This is a genomic window from Aeromonas intestinalis (assembly GCF_054052485.1).
The window spans coordinates 95,130-121,522 of sequence record NZ_JBSTYK010000014.1 but is presented as its reverse complement, the minus strand read 5'-3'; the positions used below and the strand labels follow the sequence as shown (position 1 = coordinate 121,522).

The following is a 26,393-nucleotide window of genomic DNA, read 5'->3' as shown; positions in this document are numbered from 1 at the left end:
GTGGAACCACCTGATCCCATGCCGAACTCAGAAGTGAAACGCGGTAGCGCCGATGGTAGTGTGGCATTCGCCATGCGAGAGTAGGACACTGTCAGGCACCCATTCAGAAGAGGCCTCCCATTCGGGAGGCCTTTTTGCTTTGGAATTTCGCCACCATCACTGTTTCTTTTAGTAAAAATGCTGGGCTGTCAGCGACTTGCCCGTTACTCTGGGGGCATGGGCCGGGTGTCATCGCCAGAGGAGTATGAATGGCCACGTTGAAGGAAATTGCACAGGAGGCGGGGGTCTCTCAGGCAACTGTGTCGCGGGTGCTCAATGAGGATCCGACGCTGAGCGTCAAGGAAGAGACCAAGCAGAAGATCTTCGAGATCGCCGAACGGCTGGAGTACAAGACCAGCAGTGCCCGCAAGGGGCTGCACAAGCACAGGCTGCACTTTCTGGCGGTCTACGCCTATCCCCAGAGCACCGAGGTCAACGACCCCTATTATCTCGCCATCCGCTATGGCATAGAGACCCAATGCGCCCGCCTGAACATCGAGTTGACCCACTTCTACAACGGGGCCGAGGGGCGGGATCTGACGAGTGTCGACGGTATCCTGGTTATCGGCCATCTGCTTGGTGAGCGCCTGGCTGCGCTTTACTCTCTCTCCGCCCAGCTGGTGTTCATCGATTGTCGCTCCGAGGGGGAGTATGACTCGGTGGACGTGGATCTCGCGCTCATCAGCCAGCAGGTGGTGGACTTCTTCATCGCCCGTGGCCACAACCGCATCGGTTACATTGGCGGCCAGGACGAGCTGCCGGATCTGCGGGAGCTCGCCTTCCTCGATTATGGCCAGCGGCTGGGGGTCGTGCAGCAGGGGGATCTCTATCGCGGGGACTTCTCCAGCGCCTCCGGCTATCGACTGGCGAAGGAGATGCTGGCCGGTGACTGGCCGGCCGCGCTCTTCGTTGCCTCCGACTCCATCGCCATCGGCGTGCTGAGAGCCATTCACGAGAAAGGGCTGGCGATCCCCCAGCAGCTCGAGCTCATCAGCGTGAACGACATCCCGACCGCCAAGTTCACCTTCCCGCCGCTCTCCACCGTGCGCATCCACTCCGAGTTGATGGGTTCCCAGGGGGTCAATCTCCTGGTTGAGCGGCTGCGGGACGAGCGAGACGTGCCCCTGCGAGTGCTGGTGCCCAGCCGACTGACATTGCGTGGTACGACACGCTAGATTTAGTAAAAACATGGTTTTTTTAACCATGCCTTCTCACAGGGCATGGTTGCTTCCTTCTCCCGCCGTGTATATCCCTTCCTCCATGCTTGCAAATAACGTGCTGTTATTAAAGGTTTTTATTGTTTGCAGCTTCTGATTTTCAACATTTATGCCATTCAGTCAGCACATGCCCTCTTTTATTTCGCAGTTCTGATCACGCTCACAGTTTAGGCGATGGGCTGTGATCCGGTTAAAACTTTACCAATGCAGAGCTGATATTTAGTAAATATTTATCTATGGTTTACCCAGTCTAGGATGTCTTGTTCCGGGAGGACATGTGAATAACTGGGAAAACGTTCAACTCGTCGGTGAAAACCGGCTGGCACCCCGTGCCTATTTCTTCTCTTATGCGGATGCCCATGCTGCCTCGTCCATGCAGCGGGAGCTGAGCCGTCGCTTCCTCTCCCTTAGCGGGCAGTGGCAGTTCCGTTACTTCGAGCATCCCCTGGCGGTGCCTGAGGCCTTCTATCACAGCCCCCTGAGTGACTGGGGTCAGATAGCCGTGCCGAACATGTGGCAGATGGAAGGTCACGGCAAGCTGCAATACACGGACGAAGGTTTCCCCTTCCCCATCGACGTGCCATTCGTGCCGAGCAACAACCCGACCGGCGCCTATCAGCGCAACTTCACGCTGAGCCCGGCCTGGGACGGGGAGCAGGTGATCATCAAGTTCGACGGGGTGGAGACCTACTTCGAGGTCTATGTGAACGGTCACTATGTGGGCTTCAGCAAGGGCAGCCGCCTTACCGCCGAGTTCGACATCAGCGCCTATGCCCAGATCGGTGAGAACCTGCTGTCGGTGCGGGTGATGCAGTGGGCGGATTCCACCTACATCGAGGATCAGGACATGTGGTGGATGGCGGGGATCTTCCGCGACGTTTACCTGGTGGGCAAGACCCCCGTCCATGTGCGGGACTTCTTCATCCAGACCACTCTGGCCGATGACAACCAGAGCGCCACCCTGAGTTGCGACATCCAGCTGGAGAACCTGGGGTTGCCTGCCCGGGCTCATCGCCTGATCTGGTCCCTGCTGGATCAGGGCAGCGAGATAGCCAGCGGCTCTCTCGATAATCTTGCCATCGACGGCGAGCTGACCTGCGGCTTCAGCCTGGACTTGGCGGCCCCTCATTTGTGGAATGCCGAAGACCCCTATCTCTATCAGCTGCAACTCTCTTTTCATGACGACAGTGGCGAGTTGCTGGAGGTGATCCCGCAGCGGGTCGGGGTGCGCGAAATCAAGGTCAAAGACGGGCTCTTCTACGTCAATGGCCAGTATCTCAAGCTGCACGGGGTGAACCGCCACGACAACGACCACTTGAAGGGCCGCGCAGTCGGCATGGATCGGGTGGAGCGGGATATCGTGCTGATGAAGCAGCACAACCTCAACTCGGTGCGCACCGCCCACTACCCGAATGACCCGCGCTTCTACGAGTTGTGCGATGAGTACGGCCTGTTCGTGATGGCGGAGACGGACGTGGAGACCCACGGCTTTGCCAACGTCGGCGATCTCAGCCGCATCACGGACGATCCCGACTGGGAGCCGGTGTTCGTCGATCGCATAGAGCGTCACGTCCACGCCCAGAAGAACCACCCCTCCATCATCATCTGGTCGCTGGGCAACGAGTCCGGCTACGGTTGCAACATCAGGGCCATGTACCGGCGCTGCAAACAGATCGATCCGACCCGGCTGGTGCACTACGAGGAAGACCGCGACGCCGAGGTGGTGGACGTGGTGAGCACCATGTATTCCCGGGTCTCCCAGATGAACTGCTTCGGCGAGTTCCCCATGGACAAGCCGCGCATCCTCTGCGAATACGCCCACGCCATGGGTAACGGCCCCGGCGGCCTGCACGAATACCAGCAGGTATTTGACCGCCATCCCCACATCCAGGGTCACTACATCTGGGAGTGGTGCGATCACGGCATCCTGGCGCACGACGAGCAGGGCCGCCCCGTCTACAAGTACGGCGGCGACTACGGCGACTACCCCAACAACTACAACTTCTGCATGGATGGCCTCATCTACCCGGATCAGACTCCGGGGCCCGGCCTGCGTGAATACAAGCAGGTGATCTGCCCGGTCAAGATCCGCGCCGTCGATGCGACCTGCGGCAAGCTGGAAGTGGAGAACCGTTTCTGGTTCTCGACCCTGGATGACATCCGTCTGCTGGCCGAGGTGAAGGCGGAAGGAGAATTGCTTGCCAGCCAGCAGATCCGGCTGGCGGGCATTGCCCCCGGCGCCATCACGACGCTGCAGCTCGAACTGCCTGCACTCGATGAGCGGGAAGCCTTCGTCCAGATCCGGGTCATCAAGGCCAGCGCCACCCCCACCCCCACCCCCTATAGCCCGGCGGACCATGAGCTCGGCCAGTATCAGTTCCAACTCAAGGCATCGAGCCGTCAGCTACGTCCCTTCGCCAGCCCCAATGCCACTGCGCTGCAGATTGCCGACGAGCGGCTCGCGTTGACCCTGACCGGCAACGGCTTCGCCCTGCGCTTCTCGCGCCTGGACGGCAAGCTGGTGAGCTGGCAGCAGGATGGCAAGGAGCTGATCGAGCGATCGCCGCGCCTCAACTTCTTCAAGCCGATGATCGACAACCACAAGCAGGAGTACGAGAGCCTCTGGCACCCGAACCACCTGCAGATCATGCAGGAGCACTTCCGCACTCTGAGCTGGCGTCAGCTGGGGGAGGCCATCGAGGTGACGGTGGAGAGCCTGATCGCGCCGCCGGTGTTCGATTTCGGCATGCGCTGCCGCTACGTCTACACCCTGAGCCCGAACGGCCAGTTGCACGTCCAGCTGTGCGGCCAGCCCTATGGCGGCTATGACGACATCATCCCCAAGGTCGGTTTCGAGCTGGGTATCCGTCAGGATCTGGATCGGGTGCACTACTTCGGCATGGGTCCGGGGGAGAACTATCAGGACAGCCGCCAGAGCAACTGGATCGACCGCTTCCAGAGCACGGTCACCGAGATGTGGGAGCACTACCCCTTCCCGCAGGACAACGGCAACCGTCAGCAGGTGCGCTGGGCGACCCTGACCAACCGTCACGGTGAAGGGCTCTACGTGCGCCCGGATGCCCCCATCAACCTGAGCGTCTGGCCCCATAGCTGGGAGCAGATCCACGCCGCCCAGCACATCAACGAGCTGGAGCCCTGCGGTTACCTCACCCTGAACCTGGATCACAAGGTGCTGGGGCTGGGTTCCAACTCCTGGGGCTCCGAGGTGCTGGACTCCTGGCGGGTACGTTTCGAGCCATTCCGCTTCGGCCTGACCCTGCTGCCCATCGCCCGTGGCAACCTCAATCCGGCGGCATTGGCCGGGCTCGACCTCACCATCAACGGCGGGAGGAACCTCGCATGATCACCCTGGATAACCTGACCCTGTTCAAGAACATCTATCGGGAGGGCAAGAAGTGGGGGCGCTGCGTGGAGGCCATCGACAATTTGCCGAACCTCAAGCCCGGCATCTGCCACTCCATCGGTGACTCCCTCACCTACCGCTTGCAGGAGGGGGCCAGCCCGGCCACCTCATTGTTCGAGGGGCAGCGCCGCTACTTCGACATCCATTACTACCTGGAAGGGGAGGAGACGGTGGAATGGGCCGAGAAACGGGAGCTGCAAACCGAGCAGGCCTATGACGACACCACGGACCGCGAGTGGCTGGCCGGCGAGGTGCGAGGGCGCCAGCGGGTCGGCAATGGTCAGCTGGTGATCTTCGAGAACCACGAGGCCTACCGCTTCGTCGGGGATGGCGAGGTGCGCAAGCTCATCATCAAGGTCACGGTGGAAGGCGGCTACTTCAAAAACAAATAATTCGCTGCCGCTTTCGTACTGACAACAGCCGCAAGGGTGGGGCTCACCCTACAGCCAATGCCCCGCCCTTGCGCCGACAATACATACAGGTCTGGAGATGGAAATGTCTGATACCAAACGCAACACGATAGGCAAGTTTGGATTGCTGTCGCTCACCTTTGCCGCCGTATTCAGCTTCAACAACGTCATCAACAACAATATCGAGATTGGCCTGGCCTCGGCCCCCATGTTCTTCCTGGCCACCATTTTCTACTTCATCCCGTTCTGCCTCATCATCGCGGAATTTGTGTCTCTGAATAAGAACTCCGAGGCGGGTGTCTATGCCTGGGTCAAGAGTTCCCTCGGCGGGCGCTGGGCCTTCATCTCCGCCTACACCTACTGGTTCGTGAACCTGTTCTTCTTCACCTCCTTGTTGCCGCGGGTCATCGCCTACGCCTCCTATGCCTTCCTCGGCTACGAATACATACTCACCCCGCTGGCCACCACGGCCTTGAGCATGGTGCTGTTCGCCTTCGCGACCTATGTCTCCACCAATGGCGCCAAGATGCTGGGCCCCATCACCTCGGTGACCTCGTCCCTGATGCTGCTGCTGACCCTCTCCTACATACTGCTGGCGGGCGCGGCCCTGGTGGGTGGCGTGCAGCCGGCGGATCCCATCACGGTAGAGGCCATGATCCCGGACTTCAGCTGGGCCTTCCTCGGGATCACCACCTGGATCTTTATGGCGGCCGGCGGCGCGGAATCCGTCGCCGTCTACGTCAATGACGTCAAGGGCGGATCCAAATCCTTCGTCAAGGTGATCATCGTCGCCGGCCTCTTCATCGGCGTGCTCTACTCCGTCGCCTCCCTGCTGATCAACGTGTTTGCCCCCAGCGACACCCTGAAATTCACCGGCGGCTCGGTGCAGGTGTTCGAAGGGCTGGCGGCCCATTTCGGCCTGCCGGAGATATTGATGAACCGCTTCGTGGGCCTGGTCTCCTTCACCGCCATGTTCGGCTCCCTGCTGATGTGGACCGCCACCCCGGTGAAGATCTTCTTCTCCGAGATCCCGGCGGGCATCTTCGGCAAGAAGACGGTCGAGCTGAACGAGCACGGCGTACCCGCCCGCGCAGCCTGGATCCAGTACCTGATCGTGCTGCCCCTGATGGTGATCCCGACGCTCGGCTCCAACACCGCCCAGGATCTGATGAACACCGTGATCAACATGACGGCGGCCGCCTCCATGCTGCCCCCCCTGTTCATCATGCTGGCCTACCTGAACCTGCGCCTGAAGCTGGATCACCTGCCGCGGGAATTCAAGATGGGCTCGCGCACCATGGGGATCGCCGTGGTCTCGGTGCTGATCGCCATCTTCTCGGTGGGCTTCCTGGCCTCCACCTTCCCGACCGGTGCCGACATCATGACCATCGTCTTCTACAACGTGGGCGGGATCGTCATCTTCCTCGGCTTCGCCTGGTGGAAATACAACCGATACGAGGCCTCCCTCAGTACCGAGGCCCGCGCCATAGAGGCGCAGCCTGCCGCCCAGGTTCCCGTCCAGGTGTCATGAGCCCCTTTTTACCCCGAATAAAACCGGGTGGCTGCGGCCACCCGTGACCGGTTGCACAACAGAGAGCGAGGAGAATGGAATGCGCGAGGTGATCGAGTTTGCCGAATTCAAACGGGTCGAGATGAAAGTGGGCAAGGTGCTGGAGGTGGTGCGCCACCCTGGCGCCGACAAGCTCTACATCGTCCAGATCGACGTGGGCGGCGAGCGGCCGCTGCAGACGGTCACCAGTCTGGTGCCTCACTACAGCGAGGCGGAACTGCTGGGCAGCCAGGTGGTGGTGCTCACCAACCTCAAACCCACCAGGATGCGCGGCGAGCGCTCCGAGTGCATGTTGCTGTGCGCCGAGACGCCGGACGAGAGCCAGAGCGTGCTGCTGCAACCCCGGGTGCCCATGGCGCCGGGCACCCCCATCGTCTGAAGGGTATTGCGAGCCGGTGCGGTGCGGCTGCACCGGTTCACCAACGAGGCCGCCCAGGCGGCCCGATCATAACAAGAGAGCAAAGCGCGGGGCCGACAGACCCTTGCCGAACACATCACAGAGTCACAGCGTTACCCGCAGGGAGCGCGAGTCCACTGGAGGACAATATGTCGGATTCAATACGCGGCACCATAGGCAAGTTTGCCCTGCTGTCGATGACCTTTGCCGCCGTGTTCAACGTGCGCAATATCGTCAACAACAACATCGAGCTGGGGCTGAGCTCGGCCCCCATCTTCCTGCTGGCGACCCTCGTCTACTTCATCCCCTTCGTGTTCATCATTTCCGAGTTCGTCTCCGCCAACAGGCAGTCGGAGTCGGGCATGTATGACTGGCTTAAAAAGCCCCTCGGCACCCGCATGGCCTACCTCGGCTCCTTCCTCTACTGGTTCGTGAACCTGTTCTGGTTCGTCTCCCTGCTGCCGAACGTCATCGCCTACGCCTCCTACGCCATGCTGGGGTACGAATACAGCTTCTCCCCCATGGTGACCTCCCTCATCTCCATCGTGCTGTTCGCGGCGGCGACCCACATCTCCACCAAGGGGGCAAGCTGGCTCGGCAAGATCGCGGAGCTGGTGGCCTACGGAGTGTTCGCCCTGTTCGCCATCTATGTGCTGGGGGCCCTGATGGCCCTCGGCGGCGACCATGTGCCGGCCCAGCCCATCACCTTGGAAGCCATGACGCCGACCATCAACTGGGCGACGCTCGGCATCATGTGCTGGATCTTCCAGGCGGCAGGGGGCGCCGAGACGGCGGCGGCCTACCTCAATGACGTCAAGGGCGGTCAGAAGTCCTTCATCCGGGTGATCATCACCGCCGGTATCGTCATCGGTGCCATGTATGCGCTCGGTTCCCTGCTGGTGAACGTGTTCGTGCCGCGGGAGAGCCTCACCTACGCCGGCGGCATGGTGGAGATCTTCACCGGCATGGCCCAGTACTTCCAGGTCTCCGAGGCGCTGGTGGGCCGCTTCGTTGGCGTGGTGCTGTTCATCGCCATGTTCGGCTCCATGATGATGTGGACGGCGGCGCCGGTGAAGATCCACTTCTCCGAGATCCCCAAGGGGGTCTATGGCGAGAAGACCACAGAGCTCAACGAGCACGGGGTGCCGGTGCGTGCCGCCTGGTGGCAGTTCGTCTTCGTGTTCGTGATGCTGGTGGTGAACGGTTTTGGCTCGGAGTCGGTGCAGCAGATGATGAACACCGCCATCAACCTCACCGCCGGTACCGCCATGCTGCCGCCGATCTTCATCATGGTGGCCTACTTCGTGTTCCGCTGGAAACACGACGACACCCCGCGGGACTTTCGCATGGGCTCGCGCTCCTTCGGCATGGCCGTGGTGTCGGTGCTGATCCTCATCTTTGTGGTCAGCATGAGCGCCTCCGCCTTCCCGGCCGGGGTGGATCTGGTGCGCGCCTTCTTCATCAACGTCTTCATGACGGCGGTGTTCTCGGCCATCGCCTACTGGTGGATCTCCCGCTTCGAGAAGCGCCAGGCCGCCAAACTGGCCGCGGGTGGCAAGCAGCCGGGCAAGGGGAGCACGTTGGCCAAACAGAGCTGACGACATCGCGGCACGTTGTAAAACGGGTGGCCCGGGCCACCCGTTTTTTATGCTTTGTCACCCCGCTGGCCGTGCTGGTTGTTCAATTTCACATGCTGATGATGTGAAAGCGTTTAATTTTATTAAACACGTGGGCGCATCGCTCAACTTTGCACCATCGGATTCTCGGGGTAAGCTGGAGCCTCGTTGCAACGGGAGCTGTCAAACAGCTCCTGTTGTCTTTCCTGTCGTCCCATGTCCGAACCCTCGGCCAGGCGGGATGCGCCTTCGATGGAGACTCTCCGTGCGTCTGGATCCTTTTACCTGTGTCTTGTTGCTGGTGGTGGCCCTGGCTTCCCTCTTCCCCTGCGAGGGAGAGGTCGCCGTCTGGTTCGGCTGGCTCACCAAGCTGGCGGTGGCCCTGCTGTTCTTCATGCACGGCGCCAAGCTGTCGCGCCAGAATCTGCTGGCGGGGCTCGGCCACTGGCGGCTGCACCTGGTGGTGATGCTCAGCACCTTCGTGCTGTTCCCGCTGCTCGGGCTCTTGCTCACCCCCTTCGTGCCCCAGTGGCTGAGCCCGGCCATCTACCTTGGCTTCCTCTATCTCTGCGCCCTGCCCGCCACCGTGCAGTCGGCCATCGCCTTCACCTCGCTGGCCGGCGGCAATGTGTCGGCGGCGGTGTGCAGCGCCTCGGCCTCCAGCATTCTCGGCATCTTCCTCTCCCCGGTGCTGGTGGGCATGATGATCCAGGTGCAGGGGGAGGGCATCGATACCTGGCACTCCATCCAGTCCATCCTGGTGCAGCTGATGCTGCCTTTCGTGGTGGGGCATCTCTCCCGGCCGCTGATCGGCCGCTGGGTCGACGCCTACCGCCCCCTCATCGGCAAGCTGGATCAGAGCTCCATCCTGCTGGTGGTCTATGTGGCCTTCAGCGAGGCGGTGGTGCAGGGGATCTGGCATCAGGTGGGTTGGTATGACCTGGCCAGCATAGTTCTGCTGAGCTGCGTGCTGCTGGCGCTGGTGCTGGGCTGGAACGTCTGGATCAGCCGCCGACTCGGCTTCGACAAGGCGGACGAAATCACCATCGTCTTCTGCGGCTCCAAGAAGAGCCTCGCCAACGGCGTGCCGATGGCGAACGTCATGTTCCCCGCCGCCAGCGTCGGGGTCATGGTGCTGCCGCTGATGATCTTCCACCAGATCCAGCTGATGGTATGCGCCGTGCTGGCACGCCGCTACCGTGAGCGAAACGCCGGGCTTGCCACCCAGGAGGGGTGAGGGCCCGCGCGGCCCTGGGCGAGGAGCGTGACTCGCGGACAAAAAAGAGGGAGGCCAGTGCCTCCCTCTCTGCTTTGTGGCATTCGCCTCAGCGTTTGCGCCAGACCGTGAGCTGGGCCAGGGTGTGCTGGTACTTGCGGGCGGTCTCGCGAATGACGAAGGGGACGTCACGCGCTGGCATATGCTCCTCGAACTCCGCCGCCAGCAGCCGTTGCAGCGCCTGATAGGTGGAGAGCGCCTCGCCGTTTTCGCGGATGCCGCCGAGCCAGTTGGCTTTGGGGGTGTAGTCCGTCAGCCAGGTGTAGGGGCTGGTGAGCACCAGCAGGCCGCCACTGCGCAGGCGCGGGGCGATGTCGCGCAGGAAGCGGGCGGGTTCGCGCAGCCGGTCGATGAGGTTGGAGGCAAGCACCAGATCGTAGTCCGCGTACTTGGGCTTGAGGTTGCAGGCATCCCCCTGGCTGAAGTGGATGCGTCCGGCCTGCTCGCTGCCGAGATCGTGGGAAGAGAGCCGTGCCTCGCAATACTCCACGAGATCCCCCTCCACCGGCATGGCGTAGCGGAAGCTGTCCTGAGCCGCCAGGGCCAGGGCTACGTCGATGAAGCGGGCCGAGTAGTCCACGGCGTCCACGTGCTGGAAGTGGCGGGCCAGCTCGAAGCTGGCGCGGCCGGTGGCGCAGCCGATGTCCAGCGCCCGCTGGTGATGGCCGCACAGCTCGCCAGCAAGATCCGCGAGCGTCTTGGCGTAGTTCGGAACTCCGAAGTGGGTCGGACCGTACTGGAAGTCGAGATACTGGGCGACGAGCGTATCGGTTTCATAAGGGTTCACGGTAACGGGTTCCTGATAACGGGAGACCAGATAGCGGAAGCCCGCATGCTGGAAGAAGTGGCGACGGAAGGCATAGCGGGAGGATTTGAGCGCCTCGTTGCCGGTGCTTGCCCAACTGCCCCCCTTGATGAGGCTGTGCTTGCCGTCGAAGGTGGGGGTGGAGAAATCATCGTAGAGGGGATGCACCTTGAAGCCCTCGAAGCCGTCGATGGCGGTGCTGGTCCACTGCCAGACGTTGCCCACCAGATCGAAGAAACCGGCCTGGGGGCAGGCGTTGACCGGGCAGGGGGAGGCGAAGCGGGCCAGGTTGATGTTGCCGGGGGCTTCCATCCAGTCTGGCTGATCCCCCGCCAGCTGTTCCCGCAGCAGCAGCCATTCGGCCTCGCTCGGCAACTGGATGGAGAGCCCGGTCTGCGCCGACTTCCAGCGGCAGAAGGCGGCGGCCTCCAGCTGATTCACCTCGGCGGGCCAGTCCCAGGGCATGTCGACCTGCTCCGTCATCAGCCGCAGTTGCAGCTGATCGGGATCCTCTGGATTGCCGACCCAGAAACTCGGCATCCGCGCCCCGGCAAACTGGCGCCAGCCCCACCCCTCGTCGTCCCACCAGTCTTGCTGCCGGTAGCCGCCGGCCTGCACGAAGGCCAGGTACTCGGCGTTGCTCACCAGCATGCGGCTCGCCTGGAAGGGGGCCAGCTCGATGTGGCGCTCGCCGTATTCGTTGTCCCAGCCGTAGGTGGCATCCTGCTTGCCAAGACGCACCCGGCCACCGGCCACCGGCAGCAGGTCGTTGGCGGGCACGGCGTCTGGCTGGTGGCAGCGCACCTCGCAGGCGGGCCAGTGACGCTGGGGTCGAACCCATGCCAGAGGCAGCTGGCGGATCAGCACGCTGGAAGTCTCGAGGTGGATGCGCTCGTGCTCCATCCCCATCAGGATGACCCAGGCCGGGCTCTGCCAGTCGATGGGCAGGGTGATCGGCATGCGCTCGATGAAGTCCACCACCAGGGTGCGCACCCGGCTGCGGTAGTCGCGCAGCTCGGCGATGGCGGGCCAGTCGTAGTGGGTCTCGTCCAGATCGTCCCAGCTCATCTCGTCCACCCCGATGGCGACCATGGCCTCTATGCGAGGATCGAGGCGGGCCTCGATGAGGCGGGCCGCCAGCAGCTTGTTGACGAAGAAGGCGGCGGTGTGGCCGTAGTAGAAGATGAGGGGATGGCGCAATGAGATGGCCTTGTTGAACCAGGCGCGCTCGTCCGCCAGGCAGTCGAACAGGGCATCGTAGAGATCGAAGGTCTGGCAGAAGTAGGCGAGCAGCTCGCGGCGCTTCTGCTCGGGATCCTCGCCGGTCAGCAGCGGAGTGCGGGTCGGGGCGGGCAGGCCGCCGAGTGCGGCGAAGGGATGATGGGCTTGGGTCACGCTCTGACTCCTTGTGGGCAGTGAAGACGGACGGGTGCAGCAGATGCACGAAGTATCACTATTGGCTCAACAGACCGGCGCGACAACAAAAAACTGTCAACGCTCGTCATGATGGCGGTCGCCCGCCGGGCAGAAGCATTCCCATTTGGGCATGGTCAGTTTCACCACTATATAGTCAGAATGGCGCCTTACAACCTGATGACAGAGGCAAGAAAAGCAGTAAAACCGATAAAAATCATGCAATTGAGTTTATGGCATGCGGGTTGCCATCTTGATTCCCGGATGAGTACAAGCAGGCCGAGCGGGCCATCAACAAGGAGAGAGACATGAAATGGATGCTGGGAGTGATGCTGGCCCTTGGGCTCGGTGGCTGCAGCAAGCTGGATGAGACCCTGGTGCAGGGTGATGGCCCCGTCATCGAGCAGCACCGCCCGCTGGGCGAGCCGGTGACCCGGGTGCTGGCCGGGGTGCCCGCCAACATCCACCTGGTGGTGGGGGAAGCGAGAAGCATAGTGATCCGGGGGCAGGAGAATCTGCTGCCCTACCTGGCGTTGACCGAGCGAGACGACAGGTTGGAGCTGAAGGTCAAGGATGGCTATCGGTTTGAGCAGTTCGACCCCATCGACATCACCATCACTCTGCCCAAGGTGGAAGAGCTGGCGCTGGCGGGTCTGGCGCGCGGCGATCTGAGCGGCTTTTCGGGGGATGCGCTGGTGCTGTCGGTGGCGGGGCTGGGGGACATCGTCGCCAGCCAGCTGACCCTGAACCGGCTGGAGGGCAACATCGCCGGGGCGGGCAGCCTGGATCTGGGAGCCGGTTCGGCCAGGGAAGTGGAGCTGAACCTTGCCGGTGCCGGCGGCGTGTCGGGGGCTGAGTTCAAGGGTGAGGCGGTCGAGGTCAATATCGCGGGCAGCGGTGACGTGACAGTGAATGCCAGCGAGCGGCTGAAGGTGGGGATTGCCGGCTCCGGTTCGGTGAGCTATCTCGGCAACCCCAGGCTGGAGAGCGAGATCGCCGGATCCGGGGCCATCTCCCGGGTCGGAAGCTGAGTATCCGGTTCGCTCCTGATCAACAAACAGGCCCCGCTGGGCCTGTTTTGTTTTCTGCTGTCGCGAGGCTTTGTCTCAGGCGAGGGGCAGGGCGAGACGCAGATCCGCGTTCAGCCGCATCAGCAGCCACTGCATGCCGGCCAGGTGCTGGTGGTCGTGGCTCACCAGCAGGCGCGCCAGACCGTCCAGCGTCACCTCTCCATAGTTGCCATAGCGGGCTCGCCGCGCCCAGGCGGAGGGTGGTTGCTCCCTGAGCCAGGTGATCGTCTCGCTGCGGGCGGCACGAAAACGGGCCAGCTGAGTGGCGGGATCCTGCTGGCGATAGTCGTTGTCCAGCGCCAGCTGGTAGCCATCGAGGGAGGCGAGCTCGGGCAGGCTCTCCGACAGCGTGCGCTGAAAGCGGACCCGATACCCCAGCACCTCAATGTCCAGCAGATGGCAGAGATGGCCCTGGGCGCTGAAGCGCTCGGAGGGGATGCCGGCCCAGTTGGCGGGTTCCCAGTTCAGATAGTCGGCAGGCACCTGGGCCAGCAGTTGTTCGAACCGATCCGGCATGGCCTGCAGGCTGGTAAAGAGATGCATCCTTGTCTCCCGTTCCTTGGGTGAATCGGGTCGCCACCGGTTGCGGCGATCCCGCGATAGGTGCCGCTCCGGCCAAGATGGGGCCGGAGCGGTCATGGGCTAGTCGCCGAGGTGGCGAGCGTGGAAGCGCAGGTGCGCCTCGATGAAGCTCGCCACGAAGTAGTAGCTGTGATCGTACCCGGGGTGGCGGTTGAGCTCCAGCGGCCAGGACTTGGCTGCGGCGACCTCGGCCAGGGTATCGATGCCGAGCTGCTCGGCGAGGAAGGGATCGTCCAGCCCCACGTCCACCAGGGTCGGCAGGGGCGGGCTGTCGTGATGGCGCAACAGCTGGCAGGCATCCCACTCCTGCCACAGCAGGGGGTTGTTGCCGAGGTAGGCCCCCAGCGCCTTCTGACCCCAGGGGCAGCGGCTCGGGTGACTGATGGGGCTGAAGGCGGAGACGGAGTGATAGCGTCCGGGTTCGCGCAAGGCGGCGATCAGCGCCCCGTGGCCCCCCATGGAGTGACCGCTGATGGCGCGCCGGGTCGAAACCGGGAAGTGGGTCTCGATGAGCTCGGGCAGCTCCCGGGTGACGTAGTCATACATCTGGTAGTGATCCCGCCAGGGGTTCTGGGTCGCGTTGACGTAGAACCCCGCCCCCATGCCGAGATCGTAACCGGGGTCATCCGCCACCCCTTCCCCGCGCGGGCTGGTATCGGGCGCCACCAGGGCGATGCCGAGTTCGGCGGCGATGCGCTGGGCCCCGGCTTTTTGCATGAAGTTTTCATCGGTACAGGTGAGGCCGGATAGCCAGTAGAGCACGGGAACCTTCTGGCCGGTGAGGGCCTGGGGGGGCAGGTAGATGGCGAAGCGCATCTCGCACCCGAGCACGGTGGAGGTGTGGCGATACTGCTTGTGCCAGCCACCGAAGCTCTTGTTGCTGCTGATGATGTCCAGATTCATCGACAAACTCCCGGGCCCCGCCGGGGGGGGGGGCCTTCATGGTATCAGTAGTGGATGACGCTGCGGATGCTCTTGCCTTCGTGCATCAGCTCGAACGCCTCGTTGATCTGCTCGAGGCCCATGGTGTGGGTGATGAAGTCATCGAGACGGAACTCGCCCTGCATGTAGCGCTGCACATAGCTCGGCAGCTCGCTGCGACCGCGCACCCCGCCGAAGGCGCTGCCGCGCCAGACCCGGCCGGTGACCAGCTGGAACGGGCGGGTGCTGATCTCCTGACCCGCGCCGGCCACCCCGATGATGACCGACTCGCCCCAGCCCTTGTGGCAGCACTCGAGCGCCGCGCGCATCACCTTGACGTTGCCGATGCACTCGAAGGAGAAGTCGACGCCGCCGTCGGTCATCTCGACGATCACCTCCTGGATGGGCTTGTCGAAATCGTTCGGGTTGATGCAGTCGGTGGCGCCGAGCTTGCGGGCCAGTTCGAACTTGCTCTCGTTGATGTCGATGGCGATGATGCGGCCGGCCTTGGCCAGGCGTGCGCCTATGATGGCGGAGAGGCCGATGCCGCCGAGCCCGAAGATGGCGACGCTCTCACCCTCTTTCACCTTGGCGGTGTTCATCACGGCGCCGATGCCGGTGGTGACGCCGCAACCCAGCAGGCAGACCTCTTCCAGCGGGGCGGCCGGGTCGACCTTGGCGATGGAGATCTCCGGCAGCACCGTGTATTCGCTGAAGGTGGAGGTGCCCATGTAGTGATAGATGGGCTGACCGTCCTTGGAGAAGCGGGTGGTGCCGTCCGGCATCAGCCCCTTGCCCTGGGTGGCGCGGATCTTCTGGCACAGGTTGGTCTTGCCGGACTTGCAGAACTTGCACTCGCGGCACTCCGGGGTATAGAGGGGGATCACGTGATCGCCGACCTTGACGCTGGTGACCCCTTCGCCGATGGATTCGACGATGCCGCCCCCCTCGTGGCCCAGGATGCAGGGGAAGACCCCTTCCGGATCTTCACCGGACAGGGTGAAGGCATCGGTGTGGCAGACACCGGTGGCGACGATCCGCACACGAACCTCGCCAGCCTGGGGTGGCATGACCTCCACCTCCTCGATGGAGAGGGGCTGGCCCGGGCCCCAGGCGATGGCGGCCTTACACTTGATGCTTTGAACCTGTGCCATGGATGACATCCTCTTGTTGAATGATTGAACGGAAATGGGTTCGGAGATCCAGTGTAGTTTCCCGCCGATTTGGTGATAATAAGGCGAAATATCAAATCACTTTTACAGATAGGTAATAATGTTCGGCTGGGAAGGGATCTGCGAGTTCGTCAGCGTGGCAGAGCAGGGGGGCTTCACCCCGGCGGCGCGCAAGCTGGGAGTGTCGGTGGCTCAGGTCAGCCGCCAGGTGGCGCAGCTGGAAGACCGGTTGCAGGCCAAGCTGTTGCTGCGCACCACCCGTCAGGTGCGGCTCACCGAGCTCGGCGAGATCTACTATCGCCACTGCCGACAGCTGCTGGACAACCTCTACGAAGCGGAGCTGGCCCTCGGCCAGCACCAGGCCGAGCCGCAAGGGCTGCTGCGCATCACGGCCCCGGTCTCCTACGGTGAGAGCCGCATCGCCCCCCTGGTGAACGACTTCATGGTGCGCTTCCCCCAGCTGGAGGTGACCCTCAACCTCACCAACCAGTTGCTGGATCTGGTACACGAGGGGTTCGATCTCGCCATCCGGCTCGGTCACCTCAAGGATTCGACCCTGGTGGCCCGCAGGCTGGCGAGTCGGGTGCCCTATGTGTGCGCCTCTCCCGCCTATACCGCCCGCCACGGCATGCCCAACAGCCTCTCCGAGCTCTCCCGCCACACCTGTCTGGTGGGCAATGGGGACGAGTGGCACTTCAATCTGGCCGGCCGTCCCCACAGCGTGCGGGTGCGCGGCATCTTGCAGTGCAACAGCGGCCACGCCCTGCTGGATGCGGCATTGAAGGGGATCGGCATCATCCAGCTGCCGGATTACTACGTGAGCGACCATCTGGCCAAAGGCGAGCTTATCGAGCTGCTGCCGGAGCTGAGAGCGCCGGAGGAGGGGATCTGGGCCCTCTATCCCCACAACCGCCACCTCTCCCCCAAGGTGCGGCTGCTGGTGGACTATCTGGCCGAACGGCTCGGGGCGCCCGGTCAGCCCGCGTTGGTGCGGCCCATCGGCTGACGCGAGCCCCATCAAAAGGCACTGTCCCAATTGCGTGTTGAAAGGCCAGTCGTGTTGTAGGTCATTACAGCCGATGCCATGGATACCCCCAGCCCTTCAACATCCCCAGGCTATCCGCACATGGCACAGTTTGACTCCCTTTGTCAGCCCCCCAGCCTGGGCTGCCGTCGTCCTCTCCGGCAGGCTCGCTGTGTGGCACCGTCCCGCCAGCACAAAGCTCCGCCCGCTCCCCTCGAACCGGCACAGTAGACAGCAGATCCTGCAGCGGCCCCCACCGTCCGGGGGGATGACCGCACCAGATGGACAAATTCACACGAATCCACCCTTGGCTAGACTGGGCCAGTCGTCTTATGACACCCATTTGGCACAGTTGCCTGCAACCCTATCTGGAAGGACCCGATATGAAACCCTTGTTGACCGCCCTCTTGCTCCCCCTGTTGCCCTTCGCCGCACAAGCCGCCGACCCCGTCTGGATCACGGTCGGTGCCGACAGCGGCGTCGAACTCAAGCAGGTCAAGGCCAAGCTGGCTCCCCTGTTCAGCGCCAGCGGCGCCCCGATCCAGCTGGCCCAGGTCGAGGCAAGCGAACTCGGCACCCTCTCCCACCTGATGCACGAAGGTCATCAGCGCTGCGGTGGCTACGTGGTGCACAGCACCTTGGCCGACGCGCTGCAGAGCATGGCCCAGCCCATCAGCCAGAACCTGTTCAGCGCCCCGCCACTGACCCAGGGGGCCAGCGTCAATCGGCTGCTGCCCTATCTGGATCAGGGCAACATAGTCGGCACCATCAGCCAGCTCGCCAGTTGGCGCAACCGCTACTACACCTCCACCACAGGGGTGCAATCGGCGGACTGGGTGGCTGCGCAGTGGCAGAGTCTGAGTAGCGGCCTGCCCTGGGCCAGCGTCAGCCGGGTCAAGCACAACGGCTACCCGCAGCAATCCGTGGTGCTGACCCTCAAGGGCAGTCGCTACCCGGACGAAGTGGTGGTGCTCGGCGGCCACCTCGACTCCACCGCGGGTTCCGCCCCCAACAGCCGCACTCTGGCACCGGGCGCCGACGACGATGCCTCCGGCATCGCCACCCTGACCGAGGTGCTGAGGGTCATCGCCGAACAGGGTCGCCAGCCGGAACGCACTCTGCAGTTCATCGGCTATGCGGCGGAAGAGGTGGGGCTGCGCGGATCCAAGGACATCGCCACCCGCTACAAGGCGGCCAACACCAAGGTGCTGGCGGCGTTGCAGCTGGACATGACCAACTACCAGGGCTCGGCGGAAGACATCGTCTTCATGACCGACTATACCGACAAGGGGCTGACCGGCTATCTGGCCCAGCTGCTCGACGCCTATCTGCCCCAGATCCGCTATGGCTACGACAGCTGTGGTTACGGCTGCTCGGATCACGCCTCCTGGCACAATCAGGGCTACCCGGCCGCCATGCCGTTCGAATCGCGCTTCAACGACTACAACCCCCACATCCACACCGCCCAGGACACCTTGCAAAACTCGGATCCCTCGGCCGCCCATGCCCTCAAGTTTGCCCAGCTGGCGACCAGCTTCGCCGTCGAGATGGGCAAGATACACTGAGGCCGAAGGCGATGAACCTCGCATAAAAAAGGCCCACTTTCGTGGGCCTTTTGCATGGTTTGCACGTAGGGAAGCTATTCCCGTTCCTTGACGTAGGGGGTGCCGAGGGCCTTGGGGGCCACCGCCTTGCCGATGAAACCGGCCAGCAGGAACACCGTCAGTATGTAAGGCAGCGCCTCGATGGCCTGCACCGGGATCGGGAAGTCGCCGATGCTGACCCCTTGCAACCGGATGGCGACCGCGTCGAGGAAGCCGAACAGCAGGCAGGCCGCCATGGCGCTCCAGGGTTTCCACTTGCCGAACACCAGCGCCGCCAGCGCCATGAAGCCCTTGCCCGCACTCATGTTCGGGATGAACTGGGCGGTCTGTGCCACGGCGAGGTAGGTGCCACCGATACCGGCCAGCAGCCCACCGATGATGAGGGCCGTGTAGCGCATGCGCACCACGGAGATGCCCGCGGTATCCACCGCAGCCGGGGCCTCGCCCACGGCGCGCAGACGCAGCCCGAAGCGGGTGCGGAACAGCACCCACCAGGCCAGCGGCACGGCGGCGAAGGCCACGTACTCCAGCAGGGAGTGACCGCTCAGCAGCTCGCTGTAGAGCTGGCCGATAACCGGCACGTCATACAGCTCCTTGGCGTAGGGCAGGTCGATGGGGGCGAAGCGGGCCGCACCGGACAGCGCCGGGGTCTGGCCGCCCTGATCGAACCAGTAACGGCCGAGGGTGACGGTCAGACCGGTGGCCAGTATGTTGATGGCCATGCCGCTCACCACCTGATCACCCCGGTGGGTGATGGTGGCAAAGCCGTGCAGCAGGGCGAACAGGATGGAGACGCCCACCCCGGCACCCAGCCCAATCCAGGCCGAGCCGGTGACGGCCGCGGCCGCCGCACTGGCGAAGGCTGCCGCCAGCAGCTTGCCTTCCAGGGCGATGTTGACCACACCGGAGCGCTCACAGAACATGCCGGCCATGGCGGCCAGAATGAGCGGTGGCGCGGTACGTATGGTCGCATCCAGCATCAAGATCAGGGTTTCGAACATGATCAGGCTCCTTTGACTTGCGCGGCTGAACGGTTGGCAAAGGCCAGATAGCACTGCTCGATGCGTGGACGCAGCATGTGCTCCAGCGCGCCGCAGAACAGGATCACCAGACCCTGCAGCACCACGACGATGTTGCGATCCACCCCGAACTCGAAGCTGAGCTCGGCGCCACCCTGATAGAGGAAGCCGAACAACAGGCTGGCGATAATGACGCCGACCGGGTGGTTGCGTCCCATCAGGGCCACCGCGATGCCGGTGAAGCCGAAGCCCTCCACGAAGTTCAACTTGATCTGGTGCAGCTCACCCTGCAGCACGTTGAGGGCGAAGAAGCCCGCCAGCATGCCGGAGATCACCATGGCCAGGATCACCACCTTGGGATAGGAGATGCCCGCGTAGGCGGAGGCGCTCTGGCTGGCGCCCACCGAGCGGATCTCGTAACCCCAGCGGGTATGCCAGATGAAGACCCACACCAGCAGGGCGCAGATCAGCGCCCAGAAGAAGCTGATGTTGAGCGGGCTGCTCGGCATCTCCAGGCCGAAACCGGCCGCCAGCTCGCTCATCTTCGGCAGCCAGCTCGCCACGGCGAACACCTTGCTCTCGGTGGCCATGGATCCTGGCGGCTTGAAGACATCGACCAGCAGGTAGGCCATCAGGGAGGCGGCGATGAAGTTGAACATGATGGTGGTGATGACGATGTGGCTGCCCCGCTTGGCTTGCAGCCAGGCCGGGATGAAGGCCCAGGCCGCGCCAAACAGGCCGCCGGCGATGATGGCCAGCGGCAGCAGCAGGGCGAACGGCAGCACATCGCCGAGCAGCAGACAGACCAGGCCGACGCCGAGGCCGCCGATGTAGGCCTGCCCCTCACCGCCGATGTTGAACAGGCCGGCGTGGAAGGCTACCGCCACCGCCAGACCGGTGAAGATGAAACCGGTGGCGTAGTAGAGGGTGAAACCTATGCCCTCGCCGGTGCCGAAGGCGCCGTACCACATGATCTCGGCGGCATCGATCGGGTTGATGTCGAGGTAGTAGAACAGAATGGCCGACACCAGGAAGGCCAGCAGGATATTGATCGCGGGCAGCACACCCACGGAGATCCAGGCAGGGATACGGGCTTGGCTCATGGGCGAGCCTCCTTGGCAATCGCGTCGGGGATCTTGGCGGAAAAAGGTGCGTTGACCATCATCAAGTCCATTGTTTCGCAGGATGGTACGAGTCTCATGAGGTGGCTCCTTCGGGTTGGCTTGCCGCCACCTCGTCGGGAACGATGTTCGCCATCATCAGCCCTATGGTGCGCTCATCCGCCTTGGCACCGTCCAACTCACCGACGATGCGACCATCGGCGATGACCAGGATGCGGTCAGACAGACTCATGATCTCGTCCAGCTCCACGGAGACCAGCAACACCGCCTTGCCCTTGTCGCGCATGGCGATGATCTGCTGGTGGATGTACTCGATGGCGCCGATGTCGACCCCGCGGGTCGGCTGGCCGACCAGCAGCACATCCGGGTCCTGCTCCACTTCCCGGGCGATCACCAGCTTCTGCTGGTTGCCGCCGGAGAAGTTCGCGGTCTTGTGCTCGGGATGGGGCGGGCGCACGTCCCACTTGTCCATCTTCTCCTGGCAATCCTTCAGGATCGCCGCCTTGTCCTGCAGCATCCCTTTGTTGTACTGGGCACGCCTGTGATAGCCGAGAATGAAGGCCTCTTTCGCCTCGAAGCGATTGATGAGCCCCATCTTGTGCCTGTCTTCCGGGATGTGGCCGAGGCCGAAGTTGCGCACCATCTCGGGATCGGCGGGCTGATCGTGGTTCACCAGATGGACGGCGCTGCTGCCCTTGATGGTGAAGCTGCCCTTGCTGGGTTTGAGGATGCCGCCGAGCAGGCTGAGCAGCTCGGACTGGCCGTTGCCGGAGACGCCGGCGATGCCGACCACTTCCCCTGCACGTACCTCGAAGCTGACGGATTTGACCCGCTCCACCCTGGCCTCATCGAAGTAGCTGAGCCCCTCGACCCTGAGCTTGGCCTCGCCCGGCTGGGCGGCGCCCTTGTCGACCTTGAGGCGCACCTTGCGGCCCACCATCAGCTCGGCGAGCTGCTCTTTATCGGTATCCCTGGTGGCGACGTGGGCCACCATCTCCCCCCGCCGCATGATGGAGACCTGATCCGTGATGGCCAGGATCTCCCGCAGCTTGTGGGTGATGAGGATGATGGTCGCGCCTTGATCCCGCAGCTTTTTCAGCACCTCGAACAGGTGATCCGCCTCTTGCGGGGTCAGTACCCCGGTCGGCTCGTCCAGGATCAGGATGCGGGCGCCGCGATAGAGCGCCTTGAGGATCTCGACCCGCTGTTGCAGGCCCACCGGCAGATCCTCGACCTTCTCGTGCAGCGGCACTTCGAGACCATAGTCCCGGGCCAGCTCGCCGAGCAGTTTCTCGGCCGCCGCCAGGCTCTTGCCCAGGTGCCAGCCGTTTTCCGCGCCGAGGATGACGTTCTCCAGCACGGTGAAGTTGTTCACCAGCATAAAGTGCTGGTGCACCATGCCCACGCCGGCGGCAATCGCGTCTTGTGAGCCATGGGGTTTGAAGGGTTTGCCGTCGATCAGCATCTCGCCTTTATCGGCGTGGTAGAAACCGTAGATGATGCTCATCAGCGTCGACTTGCCGGCGCCATTTTCGCCGACGATGCCGTGAATGCTGCCTTTACGAACCTGAAGGTCGATCTGCTTGTTGGCGTAAACCTCGCCAAAGCGCTTATCGATACCTCTTAATTCGATGGCATAGCGATCTGTCTGGTCCATGATGCAGTCCTTGCGGGTCATGAAGTAGAGACTAAAAACCGGCCCGTGCGGGCCGGTCGGTCATAGGTTGAGAGTCGTAGCAGAGACTCAGTACTTGCAGGAGTTGTCGCTCATGTAGTCATGCACCTTGATCTTGCCGGCGATGATGTCAGCCTTGATGGTGTCGACCTTGGCTTTCATCTCCGGGGTGATCAGCGCCTTGTTGTTCTCATCCAGCGCCCAATCCACACCGCCTTCCGCCAGACCCAGAGACTGGATGCCCGGCTTCCACTCGCCTTTGGCAGCGTCATCCCAGGATTTGTACGCGGCCAGGCCGACGGACTTGACCATGGAGGTCAGCATGGTGCCCGGTTGCAGGTGGTTCTGGTTGGAATCCACGCCGATGGCCAGCTTGCCTTCATCTTTGGCTGCCTGATAGACACCGATGCCGGTACCGCCGGCGGCGGCATAGACCACGTCGGCGCCCTTGGCGAACTGGGACTTGGCGAGCTCGGCACCCTTGGCCGGGTCAGCAAACGCTGCCGGGGTGGAGCCGGTCATGTTCTGATAGACGTCGATCTTCGGATTGATGTACTTGGCGCCCTGCTCATAGCCGCACTGGAATTTGCGGATCAGCGGGATGTCCATGCCGCCCACGAAGCCGACCTTGCCGCTCTTGGAGGCGATGGCCGCCAGGGCACCTACCAGGAAGGAACCTTCATGCTCCTTGAAGATGAGGGACTGGACGTTCGGCTTGTCGACCACCATGTCGATGATGGTGAACTGGGTCTTCGGGAACTCGGTGGCGACTTTCTCGACCGCGGAACCCATGTTGAAGCCGACGGCGACGATGGGGCTGTTGCCACGGCTGGCCAGACGGCGCAGACCTTGCTCACGCTGGGCTTCGTTCTGGGGTTCGAACTCCTTGACCTTGACGCCCTTGTCCTTGTTGTAGACTTCGACGCCGTTGCGGAACACGGCTTCGTTGAAGGATTTGTCGAATTTACCGGCGGTGTCATAGATGACGGCAGGATCGGAGGCAGCCTGGGCAGACAGGGCTGCGAGGGTGAGGGCGGCCACGGTGGCCAGCTTGAGCACTTTAGTCACGATCGTATCCTTGATTGTTATGTTGAGGGTCCACAACCCGCCGTAGCAGCAGGCTATAAAGCACGCTGGCTAACTGTAAGTGAGCCAACTTGTGGGTCAAGGAGATCATAAAGGAAAAACGTTTGCGTTAACGGTTTGAAATATAAGCAATTTGCTTTATAAGTGTTTGTTTTTAACCTTGTTTTCAGAACTAAATGCTGTGATTAATAGGGCTCAAATGACATTTTTGTTTATATTCATTGGGTTATGCGCAAGCGTTTTCCTGCGGTGATGAAAAACAAGGTTTCCATTGGCGCCAATATATGGCATGTGGCATGCATCTTTGCTCCTGGGGATCGCACCGGGTTCGATCTCAGCGAGATTTGGTCTCTGGCCGCTCAGGCCGTATAATCGCCGCCTGTATAAATAAACAGGAGTGGTGATGGACGTTTCAACCTTGCTCGACGGGCTCAACGACAAGCAAAGAGACGCGGTGGCGGCCCCCCGTTGCAACCTGCTGGTGCTGGCGGGTGCCGGTTCGGGCAAGACCCGGGTACTGGTGCACCGCATCGCCTGGCTGATGCAGGTGGAGCGTTGTTCACCCTTCTCCATCATCGCCGTGACCTTCACCAACAAGGCCGCTGCCGAGATGCGCGGCCGGGTCGAGAAGGTGATTGGCGACGGGGTGCGCGGCATGTGGATCGGCACCTTCCACGGCATCGCCCACCGCCTGCTGCGGGCCCACCACCTGGATGCGGGCCTGCCCCAGGACTTCCAGATCCTCGACTCCGACGATCAGTACCGTCTCATCCGCCGGGTGCTCAAGGCGCTGAATCTCGACGAGAAGCACTGGGCCCCCCGCGCCGTGATGGGCTACATCAACGGCAAGAAGGACGAGGGGCTGCGTCCCGGCGACATCGATCTCTACGGCGACCCCGTCACCCGCACCTATCAGCAGATCTACAAGACCTATCAGGAGACTTGCGATCGCTCCGGGCTGGTGGACTTTGCCGAGCTATTGCTGCGCGCCCACGAGCTGTGGCTGAACAAGCCGCACATCCTCGAGCACTATCGGGATCGCTTCCAGAACATATTGGTGGACGAGTTCCAGGACACGAACGGCATCCAGTACGCCTGGCTGCGGATGCTGGCCGGCGACACCGGCCGGGTGATGATCGTCGGCGACGACGATCAGTCCATCTACGGCTGGCGCGGCGCCAAGATAGAGAACATCCAGCGCTTCCTGACCGACTATCAGGGCGCCGAGACCATACGCCTCGAGCAGAACTACCGCTCCACCGCCAATATCCTGAAAGCCGCCAACAGCGTCATCGCCAACAACGCGGAGCGCCTCGGCAAGGAGCTGTGGACCGAGGGGGCCGAGGGCGAGCCGATTTCGCTCTACGCCGCCTTCAACGAGGTGGACGAGGCCCGCTTCGTGGTCGGTCGCCTCAAGGACTGGAAGGAGAAGGGGGGCCTGCTCACCGACTGCGCCATCCTCTATCGCTCCAACGCCCAGTCCCGGGTACTGGAAGAGGCGCTGATGCAGGACGCCATGCCGTATCGCATCTACGGCGGCCTGCGCTTCTTCGAGCGTCAGGAGATCAAGGATGCCATGGCCTATTTGCGCCTCATCAACAACCGCGGCGACGACGCCAGCTTCGAGCGGGTCGTCAACACCCCGACCCGCGGCATCGGCGATCGTACCCTGGAGATCCTGCGCAACAACGCCCGGGATCAGGGCCAGAACCTGTGGCAATCGGCCAAGACCCTGCTCAATGACAAGGTGCTGACCGGCCGTGCCGGCAACGCGGTGCGCGGCTTCGTCGAGCTGATCGACGCGTTGGAAGAACAAGTAGCTATGCTGCCGCTGCACCAGCAGGCGGATATCGCCATCCAGCACTCCGGCCTCAAGGCCATGTATCTGGCGGAAAAAGGCGAGAAATCCCAGGCGCGGGTAGAGAACCTGGACGAGCTGGTCACCGCCTGTCGCCAGTACCAGCGCCCGGACGAGCTGGAAGAGATGAGCGATCTCTCCGCCTTCCTCGCCCACGCGGCGCTGGAATCCGGCGAGAATCAGGCGGACGAATACGCCGATGCGGTGCAGCTGATGACGCTGCACAGCGCCAAGGGCTTGGAGTTCCCCCTGGTGCTGCTGGTGGGGGTGGAAGAAGGCATGTTCCCGAGCCAGCAATCCACCGAGGAGTCGGGCCGGCTCGAAGAGGAGCGGCGCCTCTGCTACGTCGGCATGACCCGCGCCATGGAGAAGCTCTACATCTGTTATGCGGAGAGTCGCCGCATCTACGGCCGCGAGATGTTCCACAAGCCGAGCCGCTTCATCCGCGAGATGCCCGCCGAGTGCCTGGAGGAGATCCGGCTGCGCACCCAGGTCAGCAGACCCACCCAGTACGGCCGCTTCAGCCAGAACGAGGTGCAGCAGAGCTTCGACGCCAGCGGCATCAAGCTCGGCCAGCGGGTGCTGCATCCGAAATTCGGGGAAGGGATAGTGCTCAACTTCGAAGGGGTCGGCCAGCAGAGCCGGGTGCAGATCCAGTTCGACGACGTCGGCGCCAAGTGGTTGGTGACGGCATATGCCCGCCTTGAGGCGCTGTAAGGCGTAGCGCACCCGCCATCAATAAAAAAGGAGCCGTTGGCTCCTTTTTTGTCAGGACTGTAGGTTCGATTAGCGAAGCGTAATCGGACGTTCGCGTCATGGGTATATGGTGTGCCTGGCTGTTGGCAGCACGGCTGGCTCCGTGCAGGATGCGAGGGCTGGGCCCTCGACAGGATTTCGCCCGCCCTTCTGGCTGGGGCGAGTGACTTTGGAAAGACCCAAAGTCACCAAAGGTCTTCTCCCCCGCCAATCCGCTGGCTTCGCCAGTGCCCTCCGCTCAGAGCCAACGTCGGACAGGCCGCCGCAGACGGCACATCCCTGTGCCGACTGCGGCTACGCCATCATCCCTGATGGCGTCCCTGACGTTGCCTCTGGCC

The 26,393-nt window shown here is 62.8% G+C and carries 19 protein-coding genes and 1 rRNA gene; 12 read left to right on the top strand and 8 right to left on the bottom strand.

Annotated features, from left to right (window positions below):
• The 8 genes from rrf to ACW5W7_RS17220 all read left to right on the top strand — a co-directional run.
• Positions 1-97, top strand: a 5S ribosomal RNA gene (gene rrf, locus ACW5W7_RS17255); the annotation flags it as partial.
• A 151-nt stretch (positions 98-248) separates the two neighbouring features.
• Positions 249-1,214, top strand: coding sequence for a transcriptional regulator EbgR (gene ebgR, locus ACW5W7_RS17250; RefSeq protein WP_456502486.1), 966 nt, complete (start codon positions 249-251; stop codon positions 1,212-1,214).
• A 319-nt stretch (positions 1,215-1,533) separates the two neighbouring features.
• Entirely contained in the window at positions 1,534-4,620 is a 3,087-nt protein-coding gene (gene ebgA / locus ACW5W7_RS17245; protein WP_456502485.1) for a beta-galactosidase subunit alpha, read from the top strand.
• Positions 4,617-5,072 (top strand): beta-galactosidase subunit beta, encoded by a 456-nt coding sequence (locus ACW5W7_RS17240; protein WP_456502484.1) that lies wholly within the window; start codon positions 4,617-4,619, stop codon positions 5,070-5,072. The genes ebgA and ACW5W7_RS17240 overlap by 4 nt, the downstream gene beginning before the upstream one ends.
• Positions 5,073-5,175: 103 nt before the next feature.
• Positions 5,176-6,621, top strand: coding sequence for an amino acid permease (locus tag ACW5W7_RS17235; RefSeq protein WP_456502483.1), 1,446 nt, complete (start codon positions 5,176-5,178; stop codon positions 6,619-6,621).
• 79 nt (positions 6,622-6,700) lie between these two features.
• Positions 6,701-7,039 carry a tRNA-binding protein gene (locus tag ACW5W7_RS17230; RefSeq protein WP_349920567.1) on the top strand — a complete coding sequence of 113 codons (339 nt, stop codon included), beginning with the start codon at positions 6,701-6,703 and terminating at the stop codon, positions 7,037-7,039.
• Positions 7,040-7,206: 167 nt separating this feature from the next.
• A complete protein-coding gene (locus ACW5W7_RS17225) occupies positions 7,207-8,655 on the top strand; it encodes an amino acid permease (RefSeq protein ID WP_349920568.1) in 1,449 nt (482 codons plus the stop codon).
• Between the two features lie 283 nt (positions 8,656-8,938).
• Positions 8,939-9,910 (top strand): bile acid:sodium symporter family protein, encoded by a 972-nt coding sequence (locus ACW5W7_RS17220; protein ID WP_456502482.1) that lies wholly within the window; start codon positions 8,939-8,941, stop codon positions 9,908-9,910.
• Positions 9,911-9,998: 88 nt separating this feature from the next.
• Here the strand turns inward: ACW5W7_RS17220 and ovoA are convergent, their stop codons facing one another.
• Positions 9,999-12,149: a 5-histidylcysteine sulfoxide synthase gene (gene ovoA / locus ACW5W7_RS17215; protein ID WP_456502481.1), complete on the bottom strand. Its 2,151-nt coding sequence runs from the start codon at positions 12,147-12,149 to the stop codon at positions 9,999-10,001.
• 326 nt (positions 12,150-12,475) lie between these two features.
• Between ovoA and ACW5W7_RS17210 the strand changes: the two genes are divergently transcribed.
• Complete coding sequence (locus ACW5W7_RS17210) at positions 12,476-13,198, top strand: head GIN domain-containing protein (RefSeq protein ID WP_456502480.1); 723 nt, start codon at positions 12,476-12,478, stop codon at positions 13,196-13,198.
• Between the two features lie 75 nt (positions 13,199-13,273).
• On the opposite strand, the gene ACW5W7_RS17205 is transcribed toward ACW5W7_RS17210, so the two are convergent.
• From ACW5W7_RS17205 to ACW5W7_RS17195, 3 genes are all read right to left on the bottom strand, one after another.
• On the bottom strand, positions 13,274-13,780 hold the full coding sequence (locus ACW5W7_RS17205) for a DinB family protein (RefSeq protein ID WP_456502479.1): 507 nt from the start codon (positions 13,778-13,780) through the stop codon (positions 13,274-13,276).
• A gap of 99 nt (positions 13,781-13,879) precedes the next feature.
• The gene (fghA, locus tag ACW5W7_RS17200; RefSeq protein ID WP_456502478.1) at positions 13,880-14,722 is read right to left on the bottom strand and encodes an S-formylglutathione hydrolase; all 843 of its coding nucleotides are present in this window, start codon (positions 14,720-14,722) and stop codon (positions 13,880-13,882) included.
• A 44-nt stretch (positions 14,723-14,766) separates the two neighbouring features.
• Complete coding sequence (locus ACW5W7_RS17195; protein WP_349920574.1) at positions 14,767-15,894, bottom strand: S-(hydroxymethyl)glutathione dehydrogenase/class III alcohol dehydrogenase; 1,128 nt, start codon at positions 15,892-15,894, stop codon at positions 14,767-14,769.
• Positions 15,895-16,012: 118 nt separating this feature from the next.
• On the opposite strand from ACW5W7_RS17195, the gene ACW5W7_RS17190 reads away from it, so the two are divergent.
• Both ACW5W7_RS17190 and ACW5W7_RS17185 read left to right on the top strand, forming a co-directional pair.
• A complete protein-coding gene (locus ACW5W7_RS17190; protein WP_434664965.1) occupies positions 16,013-16,918 on the top strand; it encodes a LysR substrate-binding domain-containing protein in 906 nt (301 codons plus the stop codon).
• Positions 16,919-17,319: 401 nt separating this feature from the next.
• The gene (locus ACW5W7_RS17185) at positions 17,320-18,501 is read left to right on the top strand and encodes a M28 family metallopeptidase (protein WP_456502477.1); all 1,182 of its coding nucleotides are present in this window, start codon (positions 17,320-17,322) and stop codon (positions 18,499-18,501) included.
• Between the two features lie 74 nt (positions 18,502-18,575).
• Here the strand turns inward: ACW5W7_RS17185 and ACW5W7_RS17180 are convergent, their stop codons facing one another.
• The 4 genes from ACW5W7_RS17180 to ACW5W7_RS17165 all read right to left on the bottom strand — a co-directional run bounded on the left by ACW5W7_RS17180 (position 18,576) and on the right by ACW5W7_RS17165 (position 23,423).
• A complete protein-coding gene (locus ACW5W7_RS17180; RefSeq protein ID WP_456502476.1) occupies positions 18,576-19,541 on the bottom strand; it encodes an ABC transporter permease in 966 nt (321 codons plus the stop codon).
• Between the two features lie 2 nt (positions 19,542-19,543).
• Positions 19,544-20,662 (bottom strand): ABC transporter permease, encoded by a 1,119-nt coding sequence (locus ACW5W7_RS17175; protein ID WP_349920577.1) that lies wholly within the window; start codon positions 20,660-20,662, stop codon positions 19,544-19,546.
• 94 nt (positions 20,663-20,756) lie between these two features.
• The gene (locus ACW5W7_RS17170) at positions 20,757-22,337 is read right to left on the bottom strand and encodes an ABC transporter ATP-binding protein (protein ID WP_456502475.1); all 1,581 of its coding nucleotides are present in this window, start codon (positions 22,335-22,337) and stop codon (positions 20,757-20,759) included.
• Between the two features lie 87 nt (positions 22,338-22,424).
• Positions 22,425-23,423, bottom strand: coding sequence for a BMP family ABC transporter substrate-binding protein (locus ACW5W7_RS17165; RefSeq protein ID WP_434664973.1), 999 nt, complete (start codon positions 23,421-23,423; stop codon positions 22,425-22,427).
• A 421-nt stretch (positions 23,424-23,844) separates the two neighbouring features.
• Between ACW5W7_RS17165 and uvrD the strand changes: the two genes are divergently transcribed.
• Positions 23,845-26,016, top strand: coding sequence for a DNA helicase II (gene uvrD / locus ACW5W7_RS17160; RefSeq protein ID WP_456502474.1), 2,172 nt, complete (start codon positions 23,845-23,847; stop codon positions 26,014-26,016).
• Positions 26,017-26,393: the final 377 nt, after the last annotated feature.

What these genes read in the sequence shown, in the direction of transcription:
- ACW5W7_RS17190 (WP_434664965.1), top strand. Translation starts at nt 16,013, where the DNA reads ATGTTCGGCTGGGAAGGGATCTGCGAGTTCGTCAGCGTGGCAGAGCAG.
- uvrD (WP_456502474.1), top strand. Translation starts at nt 23,845, where the DNA reads ATGGACGTTTCAACCTTGCTCGACGGGCTCAACGACAAGCAAAGAGAC.
- ACW5W7_RS17185 (WP_456502477.1), top strand. Translation starts at nt 17,320, where the DNA reads ATGAAACCCTTGTTGACCGCCCTCTTGCTCCCCCTGTTGCCCTTCGCC.
- ACW5W7_RS17235 (WP_456502483.1), top strand. Translation starts at nt 5,176, where the DNA reads ATGTCTGATACCAAACGCAACACGATAGGCAAGTTTGGATTGCTGTCG.
- ACW5W7_RS17195 (WP_349920574.1), bottom strand. Translation starts at nt 15,894, where the DNA reads ATGGCACAGGTTCAAAGCATCAAGTGTAAGGCCGCCATCGCCTGGGGC.
- ACW5W7_RS17240 (WP_456502484.1), top strand. Translation starts at nt 4,617, where the DNA reads ATGATCACCCTGGATAACCTGACCCTGTTCAAGAACATCTATCGGGAG.
- ACW5W7_RS17205 (WP_456502479.1), bottom strand. Translation starts at nt 13,780, where the DNA reads ATGCATCTCTTTACCAGCCTGCAGGCCATGCCGGATCGGTTCGAACAA.
- ACW5W7_RS17180 (WP_456502476.1), bottom strand. Translation starts at nt 19,541, where the DNA reads ATGTTCGAAACCCTGATCTTGATGCTGGATGCGACCATACGTACCGCG.
- ebgR (WP_456502486.1), top strand. Translation starts at nt 249, where the DNA reads ATGGCCACGTTGAAGGAAATTGCACAGGAGGCGGGGGTCTCTCAGGCA.
- ACW5W7_RS17170 (WP_456502475.1), bottom strand. Translation starts at nt 22,337, where the DNA reads ATGGACCAGACAGATCGCTATGCCATCGAATTAAGAGGTATCGATAAG.
- ACW5W7_RS17175 (WP_349920577.1), bottom strand. Translation starts at nt 20,662, where the DNA reads ATGAGCCAAGCCCGTATCCCTGCCTGGATCTCCGTGGGTGTGCTGCCC.
- ACW5W7_RS17225 (WP_349920568.1), top strand. Translation starts at nt 7,207, where the DNA reads ATGTCGGATTCAATACGCGGCACCATAGGCAAGTTTGCCCTGCTGTCG.
- fghA (WP_456502478.1), bottom strand. Translation starts at nt 14,722, where the DNA reads ATGAATCTGGACATCATCAGCAGCAACAAGAGCTTCGGTGGCTGGCAC.
- ACW5W7_RS17230 (WP_349920567.1), top strand. Translation starts at nt 6,701, where the DNA reads ATGCGCGAGGTGATCGAGTTTGCCGAATTCAAACGGGTCGAGATGAAA.
- ACW5W7_RS17210 (WP_456502480.1), top strand. Translation starts at nt 12,476, where the DNA reads ATGAAATGGATGCTGGGAGTGATGCTGGCCCTTGGGCTCGGTGGCTGC.